Genomic DNA, 25219 nt, shown 5'->3' with positions numbered 1-25219 from the left:
GGTTCAGGCGCCCGGTTCAGGCTGCTTCGGTCGCGGCCTTGGACGTGGAAGGCACCGCGCCCAGGTCGGGCTGGGGTTCCTCGGCCGGCAGTCGCCGCATCAGCAGCCCGTAGCCCAGCCCCGCCACCGTCCCGACGAGCGCGCACAGCCCCCACAGCCACTCCGCTCCGAAGCGGTCGATGACGAAGCCGGACATCAGGGGGGCGACGAGGCCGGCGACGGACCAGGACATGGTGTACATGCCCTGGTAGCGGCCGCGTCCCTGGACGGGGGAGAGCTGTACGACGAGTCCGGTCTGGGTCGGTGCGTTGACGATCTCGGCGAGGGTCCACACGCAGACGGTGAGGGCGATCGCGCCGATCGATCCGGCGAACGCGGTGAGGCCGAAGCCGTAGCCGGCGAGGAGCGACGAGGCGACGAGCAGCTGCCGGGGGTCGCGGTGCTGGATGAACCGGGTGACGGGGATCTGCAGGACGACGATGAGGACGCCGTTGACGGCGATCGCCAGGCCGTACTCGGCGGGCGTGAACCCGGCCTCGCCCATCGCGACCGGCAGGCCGACCGAGCCCTGCTGGAAGATCAGCGCGACGAGGAAGGACAGCCCGACGACGCTCATGAAGCGCCCGTCCCGCAGTACGGTCCCCAGGCCGACCTCGGCGGTCTCCGCCTCGCCCTTCCCGGCCGGGGCGCGTTCCGGACGGGACTCGGGCAGCCGCAGGAAGATCAGGATCGCGCAGGCCATGGTCATCGCGGCCTCGATCAGGAAGCCGGCGAGGTAGCTGGACTCGGCGATGAACCCGGCGGCCATGGACGACACGGCGAAGCCGAGGTTGATCGCCCAGTAGTTCAGGGAGAACGCGCGCACCCGGTCCTCGGGGCGCACGATGTCCGCCATCATCGCCTGCACGGCCGGGCGGGAGGCGTTGGAGGCCATGCCGACCAGGAAGGCGACGGCCGCGATGGCGACGGGGTCGCGCATGAAGCCGAGCAGCGCGACGGACAGGGCGGTGGACGACTGGGCGATCAGCAGGGTGGGCCGCCGTCCGAGCCGGTCGGTCATCACGCCCGCGCCCAGCGAGGAGACGACCCCGCCGAGGCCGTGCAGGGCGGCGACGAGACCGGCGTAGGAGGCGGAGTAGCCGCGGTCGAGGGTGAGGTACAGCGCCATGAAGGTGGCGACGAAGGCGCCGAGCCGGTTCACCAGCGTGCTGGTCCACAGCCACCAGAACTCTCGGGGGAGCCCGGAGACGGTCTCCCGGACGGCACGTCTCAGGGTGGCTGGTGACATCGAGGATCCCCCACAGCGGTAAGCGGCTCAACCGGCGTCCACAACTTACAAACGCGGTCGCCGGGCCCGCCACTCAATTGACGGGGAGCGTCAATCGTGAGGGTCGCGGGGCGACCGGGGCCGCCCGCTCGAAGCGGCTCCGGAACGGGTACTTGCGTTCCAGGAAGGCCCGCATGGCCAGCTGGGCCGCCGCCCGGTCCGCCGGGGCGGTGTCCACGTCGTTCAGGCAGAAGAAGTCGACGTCCTCACCGGCCTCCAGGCGGGCCAGCCGACGCCGCATGTCCGGCGTGCCCAGCTGCACGTAGCGGAACCGGTACTCGGCCGGCACGGCCCGCCCCGTCGCGATCGCCCAGTGGTGGTGCAGCGTGGACGCCGGGGCCACGTCGGTGGTGGAGCGGAACCGCGAGTACGAGGTCCGCGCCAGCTCCTCGATGCCCAGGCTCTCCATCTCCCGCATCACCGACAGCAGTTGCGGATGCGGGGTGTGCAGCGACTTGTGGGTGATCAGGCGGCCGTGGAAGCGCCGGATCACCTCGCGGGTGTTCTTCCCGGCGGAGTTCGGGGCCGGCTCCAGCGGGTGCGGGTCGCCGACGCCGAGCTTCAGCGGCGACAGCGGGATCCGGGCGATGCCGTTGCCGTGGAAGAAGTGCTCGGCCCGCACCGGACGGTTGATGAAGACGTCGTCGTTGAAGTAGAGGTAGCGCTCGGACAGGCCCGGGATGTGGTGCAGCCTGCTCTCTATGGCGTGCGAGTTGAAGACGGGCAGCGCGTCGGCCGGGAGGATGTCCCGGTGGTCGACCACCGTCAGGCCCTCCGCGTCCGGGTCCAGCCAGTCGGGGACCTGAGCGTCCGTCACCAGGTAGACATGCCGGACGAACCCGGCGTACATCTCCAGCGAGCGCAGCGCGTACCGCAGTTCGTCATGGCTGGTGTAGCGGGAGGCGCCGGTCTCGCGCGCGGCGATGACGCTGCCGGAGCGCGGCTGGTGGGCCTGGCGCTTGGCCGCCATCACCGGGTCGTCACCGTCCACCCAGGTGTACACGGCGTCGACCGGGAAGCGCACCTCGTCGATGCCGGGCTCGGCGAACGCGGCGAACGTCGGCACGGGGCGACGCCGGCCCGCCACCACGGCCGGCTGCTGCGCCGCCACCGGCAGCACCTCCGAGACGGGGTTGCGGCGCGGCGCCACCAGCGCCGCCTCGAACACGTCCGGCAGCCGGGCGCCGGGCACGGTGAGATGACCGGGGTCGGCGCCCAGGTCCCGGCCGTGCCGCCAGAACTCGATGTCGCAGCCCGTCTCCAGACCGCCGAGCACCTGCCCCTGCGGGCCGAGGCGCACCACACCGGTGCGCAGCACGTCCGCCCGCCGCAGCGCCCGCGGCAGCCTCCCGTCGGCCCACAGCACCGCGCTCCGCACGGCACCGTCCGGACCGACGGCGCCGACGAACCCGGCGGTGCCGGCGAAGTGCCGTGCGGCCCGCGCGAGGACCGTGGCGCGGTACGCCTCCGCGACACCGATCACCTGCCGCTGCCCGCCCGTCCCGGGCTCGCCCGGCACCAGGAAGTACGGCACCTGCGCCGCGTCCAGCAGGTCGCACACCTGCTCGACGTCGGTGGCGGCGGCGTCCGACGCCGTGTAGTCGGCGACCGTACGGCCGTACAGCCGCACCGGACCGCAGACGACCCGGCGCAGCCCCGGCACGGCGGCCCGCAGCCGGCGGCGGGCCCGGACCGCGCGCAGTGCCCACAGCAGCGCCGCCGGCCACAGCCGAAGACGCACCAGGAACTCCCGCGCGGCCCGCAGGCTGGGCGGTGCCGCGAAGCGGTGACGGATGTCCATGGCCGGGACCGCCCTGTCAGCTCTGCCGCTCGTAGGGGCTCGGGAAGGGGAAGTAGTTCTCCAGGAACTCGTGCATCCGCACGCCGACCTGCTCCCGCTCCTCCGGTGGCACGTCGACGTCGTTCAGGCAGAAGAAGTCGAAGCGGCGGTTGCGGCGCAGGTCGGCCAGGCGGCGGTCGGCGTCCGGGCGGCTGATGTTCACGTACCGGAAGCTGAACTTGCCCGGCACGCCCCGGCCGGTCATCAGCGAGTACTGGTAGAGCAGCGGAGCCGTCATGGCGATGTCCGTCGGCGAGCGGAACCGGGACGCCGTGGTGCGGGCGATGTCCTCCGGGAACAGCTCCTCCAGCGCCCGCAGCGCGCCGCGCTGCTGCGGCAGCGGGGTGTGCATGAAGTTGTTCGTCGTCATCCGCCCGAACTTCTCCAGCAGCAGCCGCCGTACGTTCTTGCTGGCGGAGTTGGTGGCGGTCTCCTCGGCGTGCGGCTTGCCGACACCGATCTTCAGCGGGGAGACGGGGATCTTCATCAGGCCGCTGCCGAAGAAGAAGTGCTCCGGCGTGATCCGGCGGCCGACGAAGACGTCGTCGTTGAAGTACAGGTAGTGCTCGGACAGCCCCGGGATGTGGTGCAGCCGCGTCTCGATCGCGTGCGAGTTGAAGACGGGCAGGACGCCCTCGGGGAAGATGTCGCGGTGGTCGACGACCGTGACGCCCTCGGCCCGGTCGTCCAGCCAGTGCGGCTTCTGTCCGTCGGTGACGATGTAGATGTGCCGGACGAAGTCGGCGTACATCGCCAGCGAGCGCAGTGAGTACTTCAGCTCGTCGTGGCTGGTGTAGCGGGAGGCGTTGGTCTCCTTGTCGAGGATCTCCGCCGTGCCGCGCTCCTGGTGGCGGGCCCGCTTGGCCCGCATCTCCGGCTCCTCGCCGTCCACCCAGGTGTAGACGACGTCCACCGGGAACGTCACCCGGTTCACGGTCGGCAGGGTCAGCGGGACGAAGCTCGGCAGCTCCCGCTCGCCGACCCGCACGACGGCGGGCTTGCGCTCGGAGGCGGGCAGCACGTCCGTGACCCCGTTGTTGCGCGGCGAGACCAGCGACTCGCGGAAGACGTCCTCCGACGCCTGCGGCTGCACCTTCGCCAGCCGCCGGGCCCCGTCGGCGGAGTCCAGCAGCTCCGCCCCGTCCTCCCAGAACTCGACGTCACAGGCCAGCTCCGGCCCGGCGAGCAGCTGGCCCGCCGGCCCCAGGTGGTTCTCCCCGACCCGCAGCACCGGCGCGGTGCGCAGCGGCGCGGGCAGCACGCCGTCCATGAACATCGCGGGGTGCTTGAGCTTGCCGCCGGGCAGCGGCCGGCCGATGAACACGGCCTTCCCGGCGTTCAGCGTCTCCAGCGCGACCAGGAACCGCTCACGGTCGGCGGCGTTCACACCGACCGTGTGCCGGGTCCGGGAGGTCGGCACCAGGAAGTAGGAGATCCCCTCCTGCTCCAGCGCCGCCACCACCAGATCGAGGTTCGCGGCAGCCGCCTCGGCGGCGGTGAACCGGCTCACCACCCGGCCGTAGAGCTGCTGCCCGCGCACCGCCACCGGCCGCAGCACCGGGTCGCCGACCGCGGCCCTGCGGCGACGGCGCATGGTGCGCAGCTGCCACACCCGCTCGGCGGCCTTCCGCTCGACCCGCGGGCGCATCCGCCGCGCAAAGGAACGCACGGTCACGTTCTGAGCACCTCTTCCCGAATCCTGCACAGTCCTGCGATAACGAGACAGACAGGTGTGAGGAAAGGTTGTGGAAGAGTTCACCTGGACTTAACGGGCGAGTCGCGGGCGGCGAGGGAGCGTGGCCGCAGCCCCCGTACCCCTTAGGTAGGCTCGAAGCCATGGCCGACGCACCGTACAAGCTGATCCTCCTCCGCCACGGCGAGAGCGAGTGGAACGAGAAGAACCTGTTCACCGGCTGGGTGGACGTCAACCTCACCCCGAAGGGCGAGAAGGAGGCGACGCGCGGCGGCGAGCTGCTCAAGGACGCCGGCCTGCTGCCCGACGTGGTCCACACGTCCCTCCAGAAGCGCGCCATCCGCACCGCCCAGCTCGCCCTGGAGTCCGCGGACCGCCTCTGGATCCCGGTCCACCGCTCGTGGCGCCTCAACGAGCGCCACTACGGCGCCCTGCAGGGCAAGGACAAGGCGCAGACCCTCGCCGAGTTCGGCGAGGAGCAGTTCATGCTGTGGCGCCGCTCCTACGACACCCCGCCGCCGGCGCTGGACCGCGACTCCGAGTACTCCCAGTTCTCCGACCCGCGCTACGCGACCCTCCCGCCGGAGCTGCGCCCGCAGACGGAGTGCCTGAAGGACGTCGTCGCCCGCATGCTCCCCTACTGGTTCGACGCCATCGTCCCGGACCTCCTGACCGGCCGCACGGTCCTGATCGCCGCCCACGGCAACAGCCTGCGCGCCCTGGTCAAGCACCTCGACGGCATCTCCGACGCCGACATCGCGGGCCTGAACATCCCGACGGGCATCCCGCTGTCCTACGAGCTCGACGCGGACTTCAAGCCGGTGAACCCCGGCGGCACGTACCTCGACCCGGACGCGGCCGCGGCGGCGATCGAGGCCGTGAAGAACCAGGGCAAGAAGAAGTAAGCCGACGCCAGTAAGCCCCCGACCTGCTGTTTCTTGGCAGGTCGGGGGCTTTTTGGTGGGGCTGGGCCGTCCCTGGGCCGTCGCGCTCAGATGCGGCGCAGCCTCACGCGGACCGACACCAGGAAGGCCGGCGGGACGACCGCGACAGTCTCGGCACCGACCCAGATGGCAAGGGCCGCGCCGCCGAAACCGATGAGGACGAGCGGCAGCTCACGAGGGATGAGGTCGATGCGCAGACCGGGTCGTGGGACCATAACGTTCTCCGTAGGACGCATAGATTCTCCTGCAGCAGTGGTGAATAACGTGTGCCGACGGGTGAGGGGCCGCTCATGCCAGTGAGCGGCCCCTCTTCTTCTCTCGGCGGCGCGTTGGACTTTAGCGGCCTAATAGAGGACGTAACAAACCCCCAGTCAGAGTCGTCGGAGTAGTCGTATGCTTCCAGTTTCAGACCGCCGCGAGTCTTGGCGTGACAAGTGGCCCTTCAGGCGCCCTTGACGCCACCACCTACGAACATTCGTAGGTGCCTCAGCCAGGCGGGAGCGGCCTCGCCCGGCCATGGGCCCACCCAGCCACTGGGTGGCCAGGAGGCCAGGTGGGGGCGTCCTGGCGCGAATGCTGCCCTAGCAATGTTGTGGCGGGTGGAACATTTACGTGTGGTGATTTCAAATGCTAGTTTCGGCAATGTTGTGGCGGGTGGAACATTTACGTGTGGTGATTTCGAATACTAGCTTCGGCAATGTTGCGGGGACGAGGGACGGGCGCTGCGGTGTAAGGAATCCTCATCACGCGAACACGGCAGCGATCGCCTTACGGGTGCGCTCCCGGCTGGACGGCATGAGGTGCGCCTACACGCGGAGCGTCTGGCCCGGGTCCGAGTGGCCGAAGTACTCGGCGAGGGCCTTGATGTTCTCGCCAGCGTCCAGGAGCACCGGGGCGTAGAAGTGGCGGAGGGCGTGCATGCCGTTCTTGCGGGACTCCGCGTAGGACTCGCCTGGCTTCCGCTCAGTCCGGCCGAGGCGAGCGCCCGCTTCCAGATCAGCCGCTTGGTCACTGGAGGCCCGTCCGCCACCTTCCACGGCAAGTTGATCTCCACCGGCGGGAATCGCTTCATGTGGTCCCGGAGGGCATCAGCGACCGGACCCGCCACTGTTCAGCCAGCCAACGGGCGGCCGGCGGCGCCCGCGCTCATGTCTCCGCCCCGCTCGGCACCGCCGGCCGCCCGCCCCGCCCAAGAGGCAGGCACACAGTGCCGGGCAGGTCCACAGACTGCCCGACGCGCCGGAAGCTTAAGGGACCATGATCACTCGCGCCAAAGCAGCTCCAGGCCAAAGTCGCTACGCCGATCGCGCAGGTACCTGCGGGTGCACGCACAGCAGGCGAACGCCCCACAGGTACCCCATTCGAGGGACCGTGAGCTCAGGGCCCGTCAACATCCGGTTGCGTGGGCTTCGGGCTGAACGGCTCAGTAGTCTCGCGGCATGGTCTCAGACGCGGTCGTGGTCGGCATTCTTACTTTCATCGGGACTGCGCTGGCCACGGGAGCGGGGTTCTGGCAGTGGCAGCGGACGCAGGCCCGTGAAGCTCGGGCCACCTTTCGTACTCAGCGGGTGGATGCGCTGCGGGAGGTTTGGGAGGCGCTGTCCTCCTTCGAGGAAGCGCAACGGATGTCCATCGCGCACCCCGATGCCGCGACCGAGCCCGAGACGGGGAGGCTCGCACAGATCAATCTCCTGCTGCTGCGACGTTCGCCGTTCCTGCGATCGGATGAGCAGGAGTGGGCACAAGCCTTTGCTCAGCGCCTAACTGAGATCGACGCGTTGCTCCGGGCGGGATTGAACGAGGGTCGACCTACCGATTCAGAGTGGTGGGCGACGAGCCGAGAGCTCCCACCCGCGACCCACGTCGCGTCCACAGCGGCGTATCAACTCCGAACTCTGCGCGACAAGTTGGGTGAGCGCTATGCAGCCGTAATGCAAGGAGAACACGAATAGGCCGCCATTCAACCCCGCCCACTCCGCCTACGGGCCAGGCCGTCTTGGGTCGTCGGAGGGTGCTCAATGACGACCAACACTGACAACCACCGACATTGAGCCGCAGGTCGCAGCGTTGAGCGATCGCCCGGCCACAGGTCAGGAGCCAGGTCAGGTATCCACACAAGTTGCTTCGGGACGAAGGCGTCCCGAAGCCAGCGGCAACTGTCCAGACGCCTTGGCGTTTAGTGCACGAACGCCATCTTCCACAACCCGTGGTGCTCCGCAGCCTCGTCCCCTAACGCTCGTTCATGCTCGCGAGCTGTGGCGGGCACTTCACGTATGGGGAGAGAGTGCGTGATCAGAGATCTGATCTTCGTCGAGACGGCGCGTGCGCAGTTCGATGCGTTGACCAAGCGACACCAGGTCGATGTCGGAGAGGCGTTACTGAAGATCATTGAACCTCTTTCATCCTGTGCTGGAGGGGGAAATGGGCTGGTCAGCGAGTGTGGTGACGAGACAGGGCCCCTCGTCGTCGGCGTAGTAGTTCCACTCATCACACCGGCGCCTGGAGGAGCCCACTGCAGCCGGTTTTGTGCGCGCAGAGAACACTCGGGCGGCGCTACCGGACAAGCATCGCTTGTACGGACACGTAACTTCTACACGCAAGGGGCCTGCCTGCAACTACGGCCCCGCGTGCTGTATCAAGGGAGTGAGTTGTGAGTTCTCAGGTGAAGGCATTCGGGTTCGGCATGCCGTGGGAGTCGTTGTACGGGTACAGCCAGGCCACTCAGGTCGGTGACACGGTTTACGTGTCGGGGCAGCTGTCTCATGACCGTCACGGCAACTTCGTGGGTGCCGGCGACTTCGAACTGCAGGTCCGCACCGCGCTGGAGAATCTGGACTTGGTGCTGAGGCAGTTCGGGGCCGAGCGCAGCCAGATAGTGGAGACCACGGTTCTGGTGAGGAACCTGCGGGAGAACTTCGACACGACAGCACGCCTTCACGCCGAGTATTTCGGGGAGCACCGGCCCACCAGCACGGTCATGGGAGTCTCCGACTTGGCCCTGCCGGACCAACTCGTGGAGATCGGCGCGCTCGTGCGTCTAGACGTGAAGCCATAGGTGAGGAGGCCGGCCTGATTCCTTCGGCCCCTTTCATCCTGGATAGTTGCAGGTCAGCAGCGTGTGGACTGCTTGAACGATGGTGCTGATGCGGCGGGTTGAGCATCGGGCTCGCCGGAGCAGCCGCCAGGCTTTCAGCTGGGCGAAGGCGCGTTCGCCGGGGGCTCTCAGCCGGGCGTGGTCGCGGTTGAACTGCTGGTAGTGCTCGGGCTGTTCGCGGTGGCGGTAGTACGGGGTTCGAAAGGTGGCGCCGGCACCCTGGTAGGCGCGGTCCGCGAGGACGAGGATCTGCCGGGTCAGGCAGGCCTGGACGATGCCATGGGCCTGGGCCGCGGTCAGGTCGTGGGTGCGACCGGGCGTGGCGCGGGAGAACCGCAGCGGTGTGCCGTCAGGGCGGGCGATGACCTGCACGTTCATGCCGTGCCTGCGGTGCTTCATCGAGTAGTACGGCGCGTCCGCACGGATCCGGTCGATGGGGATCAGAGTGCCGTCAACGATGACGTGGTCGCCCTCACCGAGGCCGGTAAGGGCTTCATGGAGGCCGGGCGCCCAGCCGGCCAGGACGTCCAGCGTCTCGTCCACGTACCGCCAGGCGGTGGCCTGGGATATCCCGAAACCGGATCCGAGCTGCGAGAACGTCTCGTTCTTCCGCAGATGGACCAGTGTGAGCAGCGCCTGCAGGAAGCAGCCGAGCTTGCGCCAGCGGGTGTTGCGGGCCCGGCGGTGCTCGTGCAGCACCCAGGCGACATGCTCGACGAGCTCGTGCGGGACGTCGAGCGTGGCAGGATGCGGAACCAACTGGCCCCTTCGGGCGTCGGTGTGCTGAGTGGAATCACCACGCCAACGACGAGGGGCCCTGCCTCGTCACCACACCCGCGTACACCCAAGCGGCGCGATCGTGGTGAGGGAGATCAACACGGCCCCCGTCAGCCCAGCCAGACGCGGGCAGCCCGATGCGGGCATGGAGATGTGACACGAGGGTGGTGGACGCTGGATACACATGAATCCTCACGAGGAGTAATCCTCGAACGGCAACCCTTCAGCCGAGGCTTCGGGGCGAAGAAGTCGGTGCCAGACCCCTGCCAGATCGTGGCTCCGCAAGATCCCCGGCAAGCCCCAGGGCAAGAAGTAGCAGCTTGCGTGGTCATGCCCCTGATCTGCGCTTCCGGCGCGGATCAGGGGCATTCTCATGGTCTGGGACCCCCGTGGAACCTCTCCCGGCTACGCTCGCGCGGGAACGCACCGCGGTGCGTGGCTACGGGGCGCCTGGTGGGGTTCAGTCGACCTGCTCCCCGTCGTGCGTGCCGCCCCTGCAGTAGTTGCCCTCCTCGTTGATGGCGGGCGTTCCGCCGCCCTGCCTGCATTCGGAAGGGGTGACGACGGATGGGGCGCCCTGTGCGGCGGCGGTGGCGGCGCCTGTGAGGCCGAGTCCGGCGAGGGCTGCCGTGGCGAAGACGGCGGCGAGGATTCGTCGGATACGCATGTGGTTCCCCTTTCACATATTTCTCGATTGGGGCACTAATGAGCCTATCTTGACCAATCCTGCACGTCCTGTTGCGCCGTTCGGGTGATAGCCGCACTGGCCGGATGGGTGCTAAGAGCCCTGCTGACCTGCGGAAACCTGCCGAGATTTTGCCGGGGACGGCTTTTTTCGGGCTTTTATCCGCGGATTTCACCGGGGCCGGGCTTTCCTCCAGGCCCCGGCTTTCGGCAACGGCGTTCGGGTGCCGTACTCGCCGCTACTGCACGTCCACGAAGTCGCCGGCCACGGTGGCGGCCGGGGTGGTCGTGGTGCCCGCGAAGTTCCAGCGCCAGTAGCCGTCCTCGGCGGCGGTGACGGTGGTCGTCAGGGTGCCGGTGCTGGAGGTGTTCACGGTCTTGACGGTGGTGTAGGTCGTGGTGCCGGCCTTGCGGAACTGGAGCTTGACCGGCTGGGTGGCGTAGCCCCGGTAGTCGAGCGTGTCCCAGTTGGCGCGGGAGAGCTTGCCGGTGACCGTCAGTGTCTTGCCCTTGACGACCGGCTCGGGGCTCGCGTTGACGGTCAGCTTGGAGTGCCGCTGGAGGCGGGTGGTGGTGTAGGCCCAGCGCTCGGTCCAGCTGTCGTCGTTGGCCCACACCTGGACGCCGACCTTCCACGTACCGGCGTCGGCGTTCGTGAGCCACCAGTCCGGTTCGAAGGTGAAGGTCTTCGAGCAGGTGGACGTCGTACTGCTGGAGGCCACGCAGTCCGCGGGGGTGGTGTCCTCGTTGGGCAGGATGTAGCCGTCGGGGCTGTAGTACGGGTCGGCCCCGTCCGGGCCCCGCCACAGGTAGAAGTCCGCGTCCCAGATGCCCGACGGGTCGGTGGCGGTCACCGAGACCGTGATCGTCTTGTCGGCCGTGTCGACCACGACGTTCTTGCCGCCGTTGACGGCGAGGCTGTCGATCTGGATGTCCCCCACGGTCTCGTCCGCGTGGGCACCGGCGGCGGTGGAGCCGGCCAGTGCCACGACAGCGGTGAGTACGGCGAAGGTGGCGCGCTTGCGCATGAAACTCCTTCACGGAGTGTTGAGTGGGCCCGCCGAACGGCGTACGGCGGGACGGTCGGAAGGTCGGAAGGTCGGAAGTCAGGGGAGTTACGCACAGCCGTCACACAGGCTGCCCGCATGACCCAGCGCACCGGAATGATCAAACGTCACACGCGTCCGGGCTGTCGTACGACGTGAACCAGTGGCTGTCGGAGAAGCGGGCGGTCGAGTAGGGGTGGTGGCGGTCGGTGAGCATGCGGTGGATGAACTGGGCGGTCGGGCCGTCGAAACGGTCCCACTCGCTGTACGTCTCGTCCGTGACGAGGATCGGCCACCGGTTGGGATCGGGGTGCCCGGTGAGCCAGTAGAACGAGGTGTGCTGCTCGGTGCTCGCCCATTCCAGCAGGCCGCCGGGGGCGGGGTAGAGACGGTACGGCGCCCAGGGGCCCTCGCCGTCGGGGGTCGCGGTGGCGAACCAGAACTCGTTGGTGCCGGCGATGCCCATGGCGCCGCCGGGCCAGCCGTCGGGGAGGTGGAGGCCGAGGTCGTCGTCGAAGGCGCCGTACCCGAATCGTTCGACCAGTTCCTTGTAGTCGTCGGGCAGCGCGGTGCGGAGGCGGGTCTCGACCGGGGTCCAGTCGACCGGCCGGCGCCGATCGCGCGGCCATCCGGTGACCGCCACGACCTGGTCCACCCAGGAGGTGCCCGGCGGCAGCTCCTCCTGTCCCGGAGTGACGCGCCCGGCGACCAGTACGACCGGCCGTACGCCGGCGCCGGCCCGCACCGTGCCGCAGCCGATCCAGCGGTCGGCGTCCGCCCACGCGCGCATGCCGACGAGGCCGTCGCCGAAGGGGGCGAGGAGCGGCGCCCCGGTCCGCTCGTTCACGGTCGGGTCGACGTACCCGTCCGCGGCGAGGTTGCGCGGGCGGCCGTACCGGTCCGTGAGGGCGTCGCCGAGGCCGAGGACGTCGATGCCGTCGCCCGGTACCAGGCAGGTGTGGCCCGCGGCCGTGCCGTGCCCGGGCAGGGCGCACACCAGGTCGCCCCGGTGCGGGGACACGAGGGCGTGAACGGCTGCCAGCAGCTCCTGTTCGTCCATGGGGCGTGAGTGAAGCACGGGCCACTGACATCGCCCTCCCGTGGCGGTCGATCGCCCGTCCCCGGGTGCCCTGTCCCGCTAGCCTCTGTGAGTGGTGAGGCAGGGCTGCGCACGCACGGGGGGCCGACGTGGTGGGTGACGGGGACGGCCGGGGGCGGTTGTTCGTCAGTCACGCGGGGGCCGATCTCGCGTGGGCGGAGTGGGTGGCCTGGCAGTTGCAGGACGCCGGGTACGACGTGGAGCTGGACGCCTGGCACTGGGGGGCCGGGGAGAACGTCGTCCTGCGGATGAACGAGGCGATCGAGCAGCGCCGGATGGTGGCGTTGTTCTCCGCCGCGTACTTCGACCAGCGGCGCTGGACCACCGACGAGTGGACCGCCGTCGTCGCGGGCCGGGAGCGGCTGATACCCGTACGGATCGACGCGGCCGTACCGCCGCCGATGCTGCGGGCGCTGCGCGCGCCGTCGCTGCACGGGCTGGCCGAGCACAAGGCGCGGGAGGTGCTGCTCGCCGCGGTGAAGGGACCCGCGGGGCCGCCGCCGGTGCGGCCGGGGTTCCCCGGCAGCGGTGGTGCGGGGGTGCTGCGGAGCGTGGGGGCGACGGGGCCGCGGCTGCCGGGGACGATGCCGCGGGTGTGGAACGTGCCGGCGCGCAACGCCGGGTTCGTCGGCCGGGACGATCTGCTGGTCGAGGTGCGGAACCGGCTGGCGGGCGGCCGCACGGTGGCGGTGCTGGCGCTGGACGGGCGCGGCGGGGTGGGCAAGACCCAGCTGGCCGCCGAGTACGCGCACCGGTTCTGCGGCGAGTACGAGCTGGTGTGGTGGGTGCGGGCGGAGGACCCGGCGCTGATACCCGACCAGTTGGCGCTGCTGGCGGTGGCGACCGGCGCCGCGCAGCGGGACACGCCGGCCAAGGAGGCGGTGGCGGTGCTGGAGGCCGAGCTGCGGTCGCGGGCCCGCTGGCTGGTGGTCTTCGACAACGCGGAGGACCCGGAGGCGCTGGCCGAGTATCTGCCGTCCGGGCCGGGGCATGTGCTGATCACCTCGCGCAACCCGCGCTGGCACGGCGTGGCCACGCCGCTGGACGTGGGCGCGCTCGCGCGCAGGGAGTCCGTGACCCTGCTGCGCACCCGGACGCCGTGGCTGTCCGAGGCGGACGCGGAGCGGCTCGCGGAGGCCTTGGACGATCTGCCGCTGGCGCTGGTGCAGGCCGCCGAGGTGCTCACCACCACGGCGGTCGACGAGTACCTGGCGCTGCTGGCCGACAACGCCGGCCAGGTGACCGACGAGGGCAGGCCGCTGGACTATCCGTGGTCGCTGGCCGCTCAGATCCGGCTGAGCATGGAGCGGTTGCAGGCGCGGGACCCGGAGGCGGCCGACGTGCTGAGGGCGTGCGCCCTGCTGGCTCCCGAGCCGTTCGCGCTGCCGTCGAAGGGCCGCCCGGAGCAGGGCGACGGCGAACCCTCCTCCATGGACGGGGTGCTGACGGACCGTCGCACCCGCAGCCGGGTGCTGTCGGAGATCCACCGGCACGGGCTGGCCCGGGTGGCCGGCGGGAGCGTCCATCTGCACCGGCTCACGCAGGCCGTCCTCAGGGACCAGCTCTCCGCCGGGGAACGGGCCACCGCGGCGTACCACGCCAGCCGCCTGCTGGCCGCGGCCTCCCCGGGGAACGCCTCGGACCCCGCCGGCTGGCCGCGCTGGCCCGACCTGCTGCCCCACATGCTGGCGATCGACCCGGACGACCTGGTCACGGCGGACGCCCGGTACGCGGCCTGCGAGGCGGCCCGCTATCTGACGGAGCGCGGCAGCGCGCCGGCCGTCCTGCCCCGGATGGAAGCCCTGTGCCAGGCCTGGACCGCGCTGATGGGCTCCGATCACGTGCACACCTGGTGGGCCGCCAACTACCTGGCCCAGGCGTACGCGGGCATCGGCGAGCACGACCGTGCCTACGCGCTGCACCGGGATCTGTTCGACCGGCAGCGGCAGGTGCTCGGCGAGGACAATCTGCACACCCTGCTCACCGCGTCGGAGCTGGCGATCCGGCTGGCCGAGGTGGGACGGCTGGAGGAGGCGCGGGAACTGGCCCAGGACACGTTCGACCGGCGGCGCCGGGTGCTGGGGGAGGAGGACCCGGAGACCATGATCAGCGCGTCCAACCTGGCCGTCCGGCTGGCCGAGGTGGGGCGGCTGGAGGAGGCGCGGCAGCTCGCCCAGGACACGTTGGACCGGCGGCGCCGGGTGCTCGGCGAGGAGCATCCGGAGACGCTGATCAGCGCGTCCAACCTGGCGGCCCACCTGGCAGACCTGGGGCGGCTGGAGGAGGCGCGGGAGCTGACGGAGCAGACGCTGGAGCGGCGCCGCCGGGTGCTCGGCGAGGAGCACCCCGACACGCTGATCACCGCCTCCAACCTCGCGCACTGGCTGGCCGACCTGGGGCGCACCGAGGAGGCGCGGGAGCTGGCCGAGGAGACGCTGGGGCGCCGGCGACGGGTGCTGGGTGAACAGCACCCGTCGACCGTGCTCATCGCCAACCTGTTCGGCAGCCTGACGCAGCCGGGCGGTGACTGAACGCTCGGTGGCTGAACGCTCAGCGGCTGAACGGGCCGCCCAGCCGCGAGTACTTCAGCTTCAGGGAGTCGACCGTGAACGTCTTCGAGCCGGTCGCCGTCGTGCCCGAAGCCGACCCCTTCAGCATGTGGATCATGCCCCAGCGGTCCTCGTACCCCAGCTGCTCGTTGGTGTCGATCATCAGGTCGGCGCGGCCGTCACGGGTGTAGTCCGTGGCCTTGAGGTGGGCGCCGAACTGGTCGGACGATTCGGCGGTGCCGGCGACGCCGGAGGTGTCCTGGGTGAAGGACTTGGCGCCGGTGCCGGACAGACCGCCCGCGCGGCCGTAGAGGACGGTGACCGAGCCGGCCATGTCCTTGCTGCCGAGGGACTCGCCGCGGGCGCCGACGGCGAGGTCCGCGTAGCCGTCGCCGTTGACGTCGCCGGCGGCGACGGCGGAGCCGAAGTAGTCCTCCTTCTCGGAGGAGCCGGGCACACCGGCGGTGTCCTGGGTGAACTTGACCGGCTTACGGGCCGGGTTCGGGCCGCCGGAACCGCCGTAGTGGACGGTGACGTAGCCCTTCCACGCGTCGGGCTCCTCGTAGCCGCGGCCGATGGCGAGGTCGCCGTAGCCGTCCTTGTCGAAGTCGCCGATGGTGAGGATGTCCCCGCCCTGGTGGCCGCCGTCGTCGGGCACCCGGACCTCCGCCGCGCGGTTGGCGAAGGCGCTGCCGCCGCGGTGGAAGTAGGCCCGCATGTCCAGGTCGTCGCCGCCGTCCTGGAGGTCCATGCCGAGGACGTACAGGTCGGTGGCGGCGTCGGCGGTGACCCGGCCCGCGACGAGGTTGGCGGCGTACAGGTAGCCGTAGCCGCCGCCCAGGGACTCCCAGCCGCCGTGCTTGCCGGTGCGGGTGAAGGGGCCCTTCAGCAGGACCACGCCGGACCGGCTGTTGCTGGTGACGGCGAGGTCGGCGTCACCGTCGCCGTCGAAGTCGCCGGTCACGACGTCCTCGCCGAACACGTCGCCCTGGTTCGGGTACTCCTGCGGCACCGGCGAGTTGAAGCCGGTGCCGGAGCCGAGGCCGCTCGCGCTGCCCCACACGACGGTCAGCCCGCCGCGGGCCTGGATGTCGCCGACGTCCTCGTGGGGCGAGGAGACGACCAGGTCGGCGTAGCCGTCGCGGTCGAGGTCGGCGGTGGTGGCGGCGGTGCCCCAGCCGTCGTCCGCCTCCACCGAGCCGGGGATGCCGGGCGAGTCCTGGTGGAGGACCTGGACGCGGGTGCCGAGGCCGGTCGACGTGCCGTAGACGACGGTGACCCGGCCGTCCTTGCCGTGCGAGCCGCCGAGCATGACGAGGTCGCGGTAGCCGTCGCCGTTGAAGTCGTCGGCGAGCTTGGCGGGGGCCGCGGACGCCGAGGGGGCGGCCAGAAGCGGGGTGCCGACCGCCGCCACGAGCGCCACGGCGGCGGCGAGGGCGGTACGAGGGACGCGCATGGTTCTCCGTTGTCCGAGAGCTGGCTGTGAGCGGACTGTGCTCTTGCCGGTCTTCGACCCGCCGGGAGATCGAATGGTTGTACGTCTCGGACACGGAGAACGCTTAGGGGGTGTCTTGCCGATCAGGCCGGATCAGGGAGCGGCGTCTGGTGCCGTGCATCGCAAGGCGGAGGAGGGAGTCGATGCGATGGGGGTCCCCCCTGCTCGAGCGGAGCCGAGAGCTTGGGGGAATCGGGGACCGACGACAACGCGGCGAGGCGCGGTGCCAGGCGCCGCGAGCCCGGCATGATCGGCGAGACACCCCCTAGGTGCGCGGAGGGGTTGTCAGACAGTCAGCGGGACCGGGTGGACCTCGTCGGCCCGGTGGCCGGCCCGCTCGTGGATCCGCTGGACCGCGTCGGCCGACGGTGCCTCGGACAGGCAGTACACGACACCGGAGTCCGGGTCCGCCCAGGCCTGCTTGAAGTGGACCTTCTCGTCCTGCTCGATGGCCAGGTCCGCCTGGTGCGCCTCGCGCAGCTGGTCGGCGGTGACGCCTTTCATGTTGTGGTGGACGTCCATGAACTCGGGCATGGCCTCCACCTCCTTCCCCTTGGCCTACCCCTCCATGGTGCGCCGAAGGGCCCCCGGCAGCGCGCCAGGGGCCCTTCGGGGTTCGTACGGAGTCGTGCTCGCGGTCAGCCGCACTGGCAGGGGTTGCCCGACTGGCACCCGCAGCCGCAGCCCGAGCCGCAGCCGCAGGCACCGATCAGCATGAGGTTCCTGATCTCCGCGGGCTGCTCGGTCTCGCGCTCCTGCGTGGGGTCGGGCGTCGTGCCGGGGGATTCGGCCATGGGTTCCTCCTGGGGCCTCAAGGCTGGTGCCTGTGCCCATTGCATGCCCGATTCCCTGGGCGCATCAACGGCGCACTGTGGCTCGCGCGCGCCCCCGGCACATCTCCGCACATCAGCGGCCTGCGCTCACGCCCCTTCCGTTCCCGGCGCCGACGACTGGATCTCCGCCTGCAGCTCCTGCTGGATCTCGTCCGCGTGCTCACCCGTCACCAGGAACACCACGCGCTTGGCGACCGCGACCGCGTGGTCGGCGAACCGCTCGTAGTAGCGGCCGAGCAGGGTGACGTCCACGGCGGTCTCGATGCCGTGCTTCCAGCGGTCGTCCATCAGGTGCTGGAAGAGCGTGCGGTGCAGCAGGTCCATCGCGTCGTCGTCCTGCTCCAGCTGGAGCGCCAGGTCGACGTCCTTGGTGACCAGCACCTCCGCCGCCTTGGCCATCAGCCGCTGGGCGAGCTGGCCCATCTCCAGGACGGTGGCGTGCAGGTCCTGCGGGACCGCGCGCTCGGGGAAGCGCAGCCGGGCGAGCTTCGCCACGTGCTGGGCGAGGTCGCCGGAGCGCTCCAGGTCGGCGGACATCCGCAGCGACGTCACGACGATGCGCAGGTCCGTGGCGACCGGCTGCTGGCGGGCCAGCAGGGCTATCGCCCGGGCCTCCAGGTCGTGCTGGAGGCCGTCGACCTTCTTGTCGGCCTCGATGACGTGCTCGGCGAGCTTCAGATCGGCGTCGAGGATGGCCGTCGTGGCGCGCCCGATCGCCGACCCGACCAGCCGGGCCATCTCGACCAGCCCGTCGCCGATCGAGTCAAGTTCCTCGTGGTACGCGTCCCGCATCAGGGTTCCCTCTCGTGCGTGTCTTCGGGGGCTCAGGCGCCGGGGGCCCCGCCGTACGACCGGCGGGTACGACCGTCGTACGACCGACGGTCCGAACCCCACGCTCCCACGTTCCGACCCGTACGCGTCCGTTTCCGCCACCCCAAATGAACCGGTACTGGCTCCTAGGTGAACTCTGGGCGACGAGTGTTCGAGCTCGCACACGGATGGCTGTGGCCACGCCTCGCCCCATGCCTAACCTGGACGCATGGACGTGAACGCGGCGGTCGCCGCAGCGGCAGCGATCGCCGGGGTGCTCACCGGTGTCATCGCCATGCTGGCGTTCCGCTGGAGCGAACGCGACCTGAAACGCCCCACTCGCACCTCTCTGCACACCGACCCCGTGCTCCCGCCCGGCGTGGACACGGTGCTGTCGGTACTGCGCTCCTCCGCCGTCGTCCTCGACGAGGCCGACGCCGTGGTCAAGGCCAGCTCGGCGGCGTACGCCCTCGGTCTGGTGCGCGGCGGCAAGCTGGCCGTGGAGCCGATGCTCCAGATGGCCCGCGACACCCGCCGCGACGGCGAGATACGCCAGGTGGAGCTGGACCTGCCCCGGCGCGGCACCGGCCGCGGCGAGGCGCTGGCGGTGTCCGCGCGGGTCGCCCCGCTCGGCTCCCGCCTGGTGCTCCTGCTGGTCGAGGACCTGACCGAGGCCCGCCGGATCGAGGCGGTACGACGCGATTTCGTCGCGAACGTGAGCCACGAGCTGAAGACCCCGGTCGGCGCGCTCTCCCTGCTCTCCGAGGCTGTCATGGACGCCTCCGACGACCCCGAGGCCGTGCAGCGGTTCGCGGGACGCATGCAGATCGAGGCGACCCGGCTGACCAACCTGGTGCAGGAGCTGATCGACCTCTCCCGGGTCCAGAACGACGACCCGCTGGAGGACGCCGAGCCGGTCCGGGTGGACGAACTGGTCGCCGAGGCCGTCGACCGCTGCCGGCACGCGGCCTCCACCAAGCAGATCACCATGGCCGCCGGGGGCGCCGACGACCTGAGTGTCTGGGGCAACCGCGGCCAGCTCGCCGCGGCCCTCGGCAACCTGGTCGAGAACGCGGTGAACTACTCGCCCGCCCGCACCCGCGTCGGCATCGCCGCCCGCCGGGTGACGGCACCGGGCGGCGACATGATCGAGGTCGCCGTGACCGACCAGGGCATCGGCATCTCCGACAAGGACAAGGAGCGCATCTTCGAGCGCTTCTACCGAGTCGACCCGGCTCGCTCCCGTGCCACCGGCGGTACGGGTCTGGGCCTGGCCATCGTCAAACACGTGGCCGCCTCGCACGGCGGGGAGGTCACGGTGTGGAGCTCCGAGGGACAGGGCTCCACCTTCACCCTGCGGCTGCCGGAGGCGGGCCCCGCCCGCGACCGGACGCAGCACCCCGGCGGCGGCGCGGCGAGCGGCCGCACCCGCAGCACGTCCCTGGACGCCCCGTACGAAGAAACACTTCCCGCCCCGGAGGTCCTTCCGTGACCCGAGTGCTCGTCGTCGAGGACGAGGAGTCCTTCTCCGACGCCCTGTCGTACATGCTCCGCAAGGAGGGCTTCGAGGTCGCGGTCGCGACCACCGGGCCCGACGGACTCGACGAGTTCGAGCGCAACGGCGCCGACCTCGTCCTCCTCGACCTGATGCTGCCGGGTCTGCCCGGCACCGAGGTGTGCCGTCAGCTGCGCGGTCGCTCCAACGTCCCCGTGATCATGGTGACGGCCAAGGACAGCGAGATCGACAAGGTCGTCGGACTGGAGATAGGAGCCGACGACTACGTCACCAAGCCGTTCTCGTCGCGTGAGCTGGTCGCCCGGATCCGCGCGGTGCTGCGCCGCCGCGGCGAGCCGGAGGAGGTGGCCCCGGCCGCCCTGGAGGCCGGTCCGGTCCGGATGGACGTCGACCGGCACGTGGTCACCGTCTCCGGCTCCAAGGTCGACCTGCCGCTGAAGGAGTTCGACCTGCTGGAGATGCTGCTGCGCAACGCGGGCCGGGTGCTGACCCGGATGCAGCTCATCGACCGCGTCTGGGGCGCCGACTACGTCGGTGACACCAAGACGCTGGACGTCCACGTCAAGCGCCTGCGCGCCAAGATCGAGCCGGACCCGGGCGCTCCGCGGTACCTGGTGACGGTCCGCGGCCTCGGCTACAAGTTCGAGCCGTAAGCCGCACCCCCGGACACGAAAGGGCGGGACCTCCCGAGGAGGCCCCGCCCTTCGTCATGCGTGCGTGGAGTGGACGACCGCTCAGTGGCCGGCCGCGTCGTGCTCCGCGGTCTCCCCGGCGGTCGCGCCCGCGGTGGCCGCGCCGGTCTCGCCGGACGGGGTGGCGGCCGGGGCGGCGGGAACCTTGGTCGGGCCCCACTCCTCGAAGTAGCCCTCGGCCGGGACGACGAACGCCTCCAGGCTCACGTCACCGGTCTCGCTGAAGGTGAAGGTGACCTTGTGCGCGGCGCCGTCCTCCAGGGCCTGGCCGTTGCTCACGACCGCGCCGGCGTTGTCCTTGCCGCCGATGACGACCGAGCCGTCGGCCGGGATGGTCAGCTCGCCCTTGCCGCCGGCGGGGGTCAGCTCGACGGGCTCGCTGATCCCGTCCAGGGTGATCGACTCCAGCGTCTCGGCGGTGTCGCCGTCGTTGAAGACGGTGGCGGAGACGACGGCCGGGCCGGTCGACTCGGCGTCGGGCTGCACGATGACGACGGCGTTCTGGATCTTGATGTCGCCGACGCTGGTGGCCGCGTTGTCCGGCTTGATCTCCAGCGTCTGGGCGTTGTTGCCGGCGCCACAGGCGGCGAGCGAGGCGATCGAGAGGGCGGTGACGGAGGCGGCGAGGGCGCCGCGTCGAAGGCTGCTGCTCACGGCGGCGGCAACTCCTTGAACGCAGGGGCAGCTGTCCTTGTAAAGCCGCCCTAAGTGGCTGTCAGCGGCCTTAGGTTACCGAGCCGTTCCCGGGCAGCCGCACCCGACCCTCCCCCTGGGGCCCGGTTCGCTCAGCCGGGGGGTACCGTCCGGCATTCACATAAGACCCTCGGTAAGGCGCGCGGGCAAACGGTTCGGCATACGGCCCACAGGGGCGGGCGAATTTTCCGTGAAGGAATGCGCGACCGCCCCCGAAATTGATCACGGCGTGGCACGCGAGGGTGTGGCGTGATCAATTCCGGATTCGTCTCGTACCCGTCCGCACGCACCGAACGGAGTAGCGGAAGTCGAGCACTTGGAAGCGGACATATCGGGATGTTCAGCCGCTTGGGGGCGGGGTCGGCGGTATGTGACGTGCCCGTTTCGCCCGGCCCGGACATCCGCTCCGACCTGCGAATACCTGCTTCCGCAGACCTCGCGCAGCACGTTCCTGTCGCTGTTGTCAAGCCCCGAGATATGCCCTGACCTGCGAAAACGCCATTCAGAAGACGCCGTATCCGTGTTACCCTGGATAGCCACGGAAGGGGTACCTGTCACATGACGTTCAAGGTTGGCGACACCGTGGTCTATCCCCATCACGGGGCCGCGCTGATCGAGGCCATCGAAACTCGCCAGATCAAAGGCGTGGACAAGACCTACTTGGTGCTGAAGGTCGCCCAGGGTGACCTGACGGTACGTGTGCCAGCGGACAATGCGGAGTTCGTCGGCGTGCGTGATGTGGTCGGTCAGGACGGACTCGACCGGGTCTTCGAGGTGCTGCGCGCGCCGTACGCCGAGGAGCCCACTAACTGGTCCCGTCGCTACAAGGCAAACCTGGAGAAGCTCGCCTCCGGCGATGTCATCAAGGTCGCGGAAGTCGTGCGTGACCTGTGGCGTCGCGAGCGTGAGCGTGGACTCTCCGCCGGTGAGAAGCGCATGCTCGCCAAGGCCCGCCAGATCCTGGTGAGCGAGCTCGCGCTCGCGGAGAACACGAACGAGGACAAGGCCGAGGCCCTGCTCGACGAGGTTCTCGCCTCCTGACGCGTGGCAGCAGCCTGCTCAGCCCACTGCGTACTTACTCAGTACACCGAAATGCCGCGGTGCCCGATGACGGAAAACCTACCGTCGCCGGGCGCTGCGGCATGTTCGTCTGCGGCACGCCACGCGCCGTACGCCGAGGGGAGCTCCCCCCGGTACTGTGCGTGCCGGGCCCTGGCTGCCGGCTCGACCGGTGTCACGGAAGGGTCCGGTCAAGGCTGCGCGCCCGGCACTCCCCACGCTCGGTGAGCGGGGGGTACCTCCAGGCCATACCCAACCAGGCCGAGCACACAAACCTGACAGGAAACGATGTCTGACACTTCGCGACCTTCGCCGGGCGCGGCCTCCGTCGCCGCCGTGATTCCGGCCGCCGGACGGGGCGTGCGCCTCGGCCCGGGCGCCCCCAAGGCGCTCCGCGCACTGAACGGCACTCCCATGCTGGTCCACGCGGTGCGGGCGATGGCCGCGTCCCGCGCGGTGTCCCTCGTCGTGGTCGTGGCACCGCCCGACGGCGCCGCCGAGGTCAAGTCGCTGCTCGACGCGCACGCGCTGCCCGAGCGGACCGACTTCGTCGTCGTCCCCGGCGGCGAGTCGCGGCAGGAGTCCGTACGGCTCGGGCTGGCCGCGGTGCCGCCCGGCCACGACATCGTGCTGGTGCACGACGCGGCGCGCCCCCTGGTGCCGGTGGACACGGTGGACGCCGTCATCGACGCGGTGCGCGCGGGCGCGAAGGCCGTGGTGCCGGCGCTGCCGCTGGCGGACACCGTCAAGGAGGTCGAGCCCGCGGCGGTGCCCGGCGAGCCGGAGCCGGTGCTGGCCACGCCGTCGCGCGCGCGGCTGCGGGCGGTGCAGACGCCGCAGGGCTTCGAGCGGGCGACGCTGGTCCGGGCGCACGAGACGGTCACCGAGGACGTCACGGACGACGCGAGCATGGCCGAGCAGCTGGGCGTCCAGGTCGTGGTCGTGCCCGGCCACGAGGAGGCGTTCAAGGTGACCCGGCCGCTGGACCTGGTCCTGGCGGAGGCGGTCCTGGCGCGCAGGAGGCTCAACGATGGCTTCTGAGGCACCCGTGGAGGCGCCGCTTCCCCAGGTCGGCATCGGCACCGACATCCACGCCTTCGAGGAGGGGCGGGAGCTGTGGTGCGCGGGACTGAAGTGGGAGGGCGAGGGGCCGGGCCTGGCCGGGCACTCCGACGCGGACGTCGTCGCGCACGCGGCGTGCAACGCGCTCTTCTCCGCGGCCGGGCTCGGCGACCTCGGGCAGCACTTCGGCACCGGGAGGCCGGAGTGGTCCGGCGCGTCCGGGGTGACGCTGCTGACGGAGGCGGCCCGGATCGTACGGGAGGCCGGCTTCCGTGTCGGCAACATCGCGGTGCAGGTCGTCGGCCCCCGCCCGAAGATCGGCAAGCGCCGCGACGAGGCGCAGAAGATCCTCTCGGAGGCGGCCGGGGCGCCGGTCTCGGTCTCCGGGGCGACGACGGACGGGCTGGGCTTCCCGGGCCGCGAGGAGGGCCTGATGGCCATCGCGACGGCACTGGTGGTGCGTACGGGCTGACCGGTCCCGCCGCAAACCCCCGGACGGCGCACCGCACTACCCGGCGCCCACTACCCTGGAGTGGTGACTATTCGCCTGTACGACACCAGCGCCCGGCAGATCCGTGACTTCACCCCGCTCAAGCCGGGTTGTGTCTCGATCTACCTGTGTGGTGCCACCGTGCAGGCCGCGCCGCACATCGGCCATATCCGGTCGGGCCTGAACTTCGACATCATGCGCCGGTGGTTCGCCCACCGCGGCTACGAGGTGACGTTCATCCGCAACGTCACCGACATCGACGACAAGATCATCGCGAAGGCCGCCGACCAGGGCCGCCCGTGGTGGGCGATCGGGTACGAGAACGAGCGCGCGTTCAACGACGGCTACAGCGTGCTCGGCTGCCTGCCGCCCACCTACGAGCCGCGCGCCACCGGTCATGTCACCGAGATGGTCGAGATGATGCGCGGGCTCATCGAGCGCGGGCACGCCTACGAGGCCGACGGCAACGTCTACTTCGACGTGAAGTCCTTCCCCGGCTACCTCCAGCTCTCCAACCAGGAGCTGGAGAACCTGCTCCAGCCCTCCGGCGAGGGCGAGACCGGCAAGCGGGACCCGCGGGACTTCGCCATGTGGAAGGCCGCGAAGCCGGGCGAGCCGACCTGGGAGACGCCGTGGGGCCGGGGCCGGCCGGGCTGGCACCTGGAGTGCTCCGCCATGGCGCACAAGTACCTGGGCAGCGCCTTCGACATCCACGGCGGCGGGCTGGACCTGATCTTCCCGCACCACGAGAACGAGATCGCCCAGGCCAAGGCCTACGGCGACGAGTTCGCCCGGTACTGGGTGCACAACGCCTGGGTCACCATGAGCGGCGAGAAGATGTCCAAGTCGCTCGGCAACTCGGTGCTGGTCTCCGAGATGGTGAAGAAGTGGCGGCCCATCGTGCTCCGCTACTACCTCGGCACCCCGCACTACCGCTCGATGATCGAGTACAGCGAGGAGGCACTGCAGGAGGCCGAGGCCGCGTTCGCGCGGATCGAGGGCTTCGTGCAGCGCGTGGTCGAGCTGTCCGGCGGCGAGGTGGAACCGTCCGCCGACGTTCCGCCCGCCTTCGCCGAGGCGATGGACGACGACCTGGGCGTGCCGCAGGCGCTCGCCGTCGTGCACACCACGGTCCGGCAGGGCAACTCCGCCCTGGCCGCCGACGACAAGGAGGCCGCCGTGGCCCGGCTCGCCGAGGTGCGGGCCATGCTCGGCGTGCTCGGACTCGACCCGCTCGACCCGCAGTGGGCCGGCGGGAACGAGCGGGGCGAGGATCTGCGGGGCGTCGTCGACAGCCTCGTACGCCTCGTCCTGGACCAGCGGGAGTCGGCGCGGGCGCGCAAGGACTGGGCCACCGCCGACGCCATCCGGGACCAGCTCAAGGAGTCCGGGCTGGCCATCGAGGACAGCCCGCAGGGGCCGCGCTGGAGCCTCGGCTCCCGCTGACCCGCGTGATCGACTGTGCCGCCCGGCTCCCCGGGCGGCACACTTCATAGACGTACGTACGCAGTCGCAG

General features: G+C 70.5%; 22 protein-coding genes and 2 pseudogenes. 10 read left to right on the top strand and 14 right to left on the bottom strand.

What is annotated here, in order from left to right; all coding sequences use genetic code 11:
• Positions 1-16: 16 nt before the first annotated feature.
• From AMK31_RS18765 to AMK31_RS18755, 3 genes are all read right to left on the bottom strand, one after another.
• Positions 17-1288, bottom strand: a complete 1272-nt coding sequence (locus tag AMK31_RS18765; RefSeq protein ID WP_073941688.1) for an MDR family MFS transporter — start codon at positions 1286-1288, stop codon at positions 17-19.
• Positions 1289-1361: 73 nt separating this feature from the next.
• On the bottom strand, positions 1362-3128 hold the full coding sequence (locus AMK31_RS18760) for a stealth family protein (protein ID WP_073941687.1): 1767 nt from the start codon (positions 3126-3128) through the stop codon (positions 1362-1364).
• Between the two features lie 16 nt (positions 3129-3144).
• Entirely contained in the window at positions 3145-4842 is a 1698-nt protein-coding gene (locus AMK31_RS18755) for a stealth family protein (RefSeq protein WP_073941686.1), read from the bottom strand.
• Between the two features lie 161 nt (positions 4843-5003).
• On the opposite strand from AMK31_RS18755, the gene AMK31_RS18750 reads away from it, so the two are divergent.
• The gene (locus tag AMK31_RS18750) at positions 5004-5765 is read left to right on the top strand and encodes a phosphoglyceromutase (protein ID WP_073941685.1); all 762 of its coding nucleotides are present in this window, start codon (positions 5004-5006) and stop codon (positions 5763-5765) included.
• A gap of 86 nt (positions 5766-5851) precedes the next feature.
• Here AMK31_RS18750 and AMK31_RS40695 read toward each other — a convergent pair whose 3' ends face one another.
• Together AMK31_RS40695 and AMK31_RS18745 are read right to left on the bottom strand one after the other, a co-directional pair.
• A complete protein-coding gene (locus tag AMK31_RS40695) occupies positions 5852-6019 on the bottom strand; it encodes a hypothetical protein (protein WP_158074542.1) in 168 nt (55 codons plus the stop codon).
• Between the two features lie 594 nt (positions 6020-6613).
• A pseudogene (locus AMK31_RS18745) lies at positions 6614-6906 on the bottom strand (site-specific integrase); the annotation flags it as partial.
• Between the two features lie 337 nt (positions 6907-7243).
• Here AMK31_RS18745 and AMK31_RS18740 point away from each other — a divergent pair.
• Positions 7244-7756, top strand: a complete 513-nt coding sequence (locus AMK31_RS18740) for a hypothetical protein (protein ID WP_073941684.1) — start codon at positions 7244-7246, stop codon at positions 7754-7756.
• Between the two features lie 698 nt (positions 7757-8454).
• Positions 8455-8859 (top strand): RidA family protein, encoded by a 405-nt coding sequence (locus AMK31_RS18730; RefSeq protein WP_079186753.1) that lies wholly within the window; start codon positions 8455-8457, stop codon positions 8857-8859.
• Positions 8860-8892: 33 nt separating this feature from the next.
• Here the strand turns inward: AMK31_RS18730 and AMK31_RS18725 are convergent.
• The 4 genes and pseudogenes from AMK31_RS18725 to AMK31_RS18710 all read right to left on the bottom strand — a co-directional run bounded on the left by AMK31_RS18725 (position 8893) and on the right by AMK31_RS18710 (position 12465).
• Positions 8893-9698, bottom strand: a pseudogene (locus tag AMK31_RS18725) (transposase family protein).
• A gap of 437 nt (positions 9699-10135) precedes the next feature.
• The gene (locus tag AMK31_RS18720; RefSeq protein WP_073941681.1) at positions 10136-10342 is read right to left on the bottom strand and encodes a hypothetical protein; all 207 of its coding nucleotides are present in this window, start codon (positions 10340-10342) and stop codon (positions 10136-10138) included.
• A gap of 256 nt (positions 10343-10598) precedes the next feature.
• Positions 10599-11387 carry a calcium-binding protein gene (locus AMK31_RS18715; protein ID WP_073941680.1) on the bottom strand — a complete coding sequence of 263 codons (789 nt, stop codon included), beginning with the start codon at positions 11385-11387 and terminating at the stop codon, positions 10599-10601.
• Between the two features lie 139 nt (positions 11388-11526).
• On the bottom strand, positions 11527-12465 hold the full coding sequence (locus AMK31_RS18710; protein ID WP_073941679.1) for an SMI1/KNR4 family protein: 939 nt from the start codon (positions 12463-12465) through the stop codon (positions 11527-11529).
• A gap of 131 nt (positions 12466-12596) precedes the next feature.
• Between AMK31_RS18710 and fxsT the strand changes: the two genes are divergently transcribed.
• The gene (gene fxsT, locus AMK31_RS18705; protein ID WP_158074541.1) at positions 12597-15035 is read left to right on the top strand and encodes an FxSxx-COOH system tetratricopeptide repeat protein; all 2439 of its coding nucleotides are present in this window, start codon (positions 12597-12599) and stop codon (positions 15033-15035) included.
• Positions 15036-15054: 19 nt separating this feature from the next.
• Here fxsT and AMK31_RS18700 read toward each other — a convergent pair whose 3' ends face one another.
• The 4 genes from AMK31_RS18700 to phoU all read right to left on the bottom strand — a co-directional run bounded on the left by AMK31_RS18700 (position 15055) and on the right by phoU (position 18173).
• Positions 15055-16509: an FG-GAP and VCBS repeat-containing protein gene (locus AMK31_RS18700; RefSeq protein ID WP_073941677.1), complete on the bottom strand. Its 1455-nt coding sequence runs from the start codon at positions 16507-16509 to the stop codon at positions 15055-15057.
• Between the two features lie 324 nt (positions 16510-16833).
• Entirely contained in the window at positions 16834-17082 is a 249-nt protein-coding gene (locus tag AMK31_RS18695) for an SCO4226 family nickel-binding protein (protein WP_073941676.1), read from the bottom strand.
• A 104-nt stretch (positions 17083-17186) separates the two neighbouring features.
• Positions 17187-17342 carry a hypothetical protein gene (locus tag AMK31_RS41040; protein WP_198948512.1) on the bottom strand — a complete coding sequence of 52 codons (156 nt, stop codon included), beginning with the start codon at positions 17340-17342 and terminating at the stop codon, positions 17187-17189.
• Positions 17343-17468: 126 nt separating this feature from the next.
• On the bottom strand, positions 17469-18173 hold the full coding sequence (phoU, locus tag AMK31_RS18690) for a phosphate signaling complex protein PhoU (protein WP_073941675.1): 705 nt from the start codon (positions 18171-18173) through the stop codon (positions 17469-17471).
• 247 nt (positions 18174-18420) lie between these two features.
• Between phoU and AMK31_RS18685 the strand changes: the two genes are divergently transcribed.
• Together AMK31_RS18685 and AMK31_RS18680 are read left to right on the top strand one after the other, a co-directional pair.
• Positions 18421-19683, top strand: a complete 1263-nt coding sequence (locus tag AMK31_RS18685) for a sensor histidine kinase (RefSeq protein ID WP_073941674.1) — start codon at positions 18421-18423, stop codon at positions 19681-19683.
• Complete coding sequence (locus tag AMK31_RS18680; RefSeq protein ID WP_073941673.1) at positions 19680-20360, top strand: response regulator transcription factor; 681 nt, start codon at positions 19680-19682, stop codon at positions 20358-20360. Before AMK31_RS18685 ends, AMK31_RS18680 begins: the two co-directional genes overlap by 4 nt.
• Positions 20361-20441: 81 nt before the next feature.
• Here the strand turns inward: AMK31_RS18680 and AMK31_RS18675 are convergent, their stop codons facing one another.
• Positions 20442-21053 carry a DUF461 domain-containing protein gene (locus tag AMK31_RS18675; RefSeq protein ID WP_073941672.1) on the bottom strand — a complete coding sequence of 204 codons (612 nt, stop codon included), beginning with the start codon at positions 21051-21053 and terminating at the stop codon, positions 20442-20444.
• A 597-nt stretch (positions 21054-21650) separates the two neighbouring features.
• Here AMK31_RS18675 and AMK31_RS18665 point away from each other — a divergent pair.
• The 4 genes from AMK31_RS18665 to cysS all read left to right on the top strand — a co-directional run bounded on the left by AMK31_RS18665 (position 21651) and on the right by cysS (position 25149).
• Positions 21651-22133, top strand: a complete 483-nt coding sequence (locus AMK31_RS18665; protein ID WP_003953493.1) for a CarD family transcriptional regulator — start codon at positions 21651-21653, stop codon at positions 22131-22133.
• A gap of 306 nt (positions 22134-22439) precedes the next feature.
• The gene (gene ispD, locus AMK31_RS18660; protein WP_073941671.1) at positions 22440-23192 is read left to right on the top strand and encodes a 2-C-methyl-D-erythritol 4-phosphate cytidylyltransferase; all 753 of its coding nucleotides are present in this window, start codon (positions 22440-22442) and stop codon (positions 23190-23192) included.
• Positions 23182-23685, top strand: coding sequence for a 2-C-methyl-D-erythritol 2,4-cyclodiphosphate synthase (ispF, locus tag AMK31_RS18655; protein ID WP_073941670.1), 504 nt, complete (start codon positions 23182-23184; stop codon positions 23683-23685). The genes ispD and ispF overlap by 11 nt, the downstream gene beginning before the upstream one ends.
• Positions 23686-23748: 63 nt before the next feature.
• Positions 23749-25149: a cysteine--tRNA ligase gene (gene cysS / locus AMK31_RS18650; RefSeq protein ID WP_073941669.1), complete on the top strand. Its 1401-nt coding sequence runs from the start codon at positions 23749-23751 to the stop codon at positions 25147-25149.
• Positions 25150-25219 lie beyond the last annotated feature (70 nt).

It is taken from the genome of Streptomyces sp. TSRI0107 (assembly GCF_001905845.1).
In the GTDB taxonomy this organism is placed as follows: domain Bacteria; phylum Actinomycetota; class Actinomycetes; order Streptomycetales; family Streptomycetaceae; genus Streptomyces.
The sequence above is the reverse complement of the archived record's forward strand: the minus strand, read 5'-3'. Positions and strand labels throughout refer to the sequence as shown.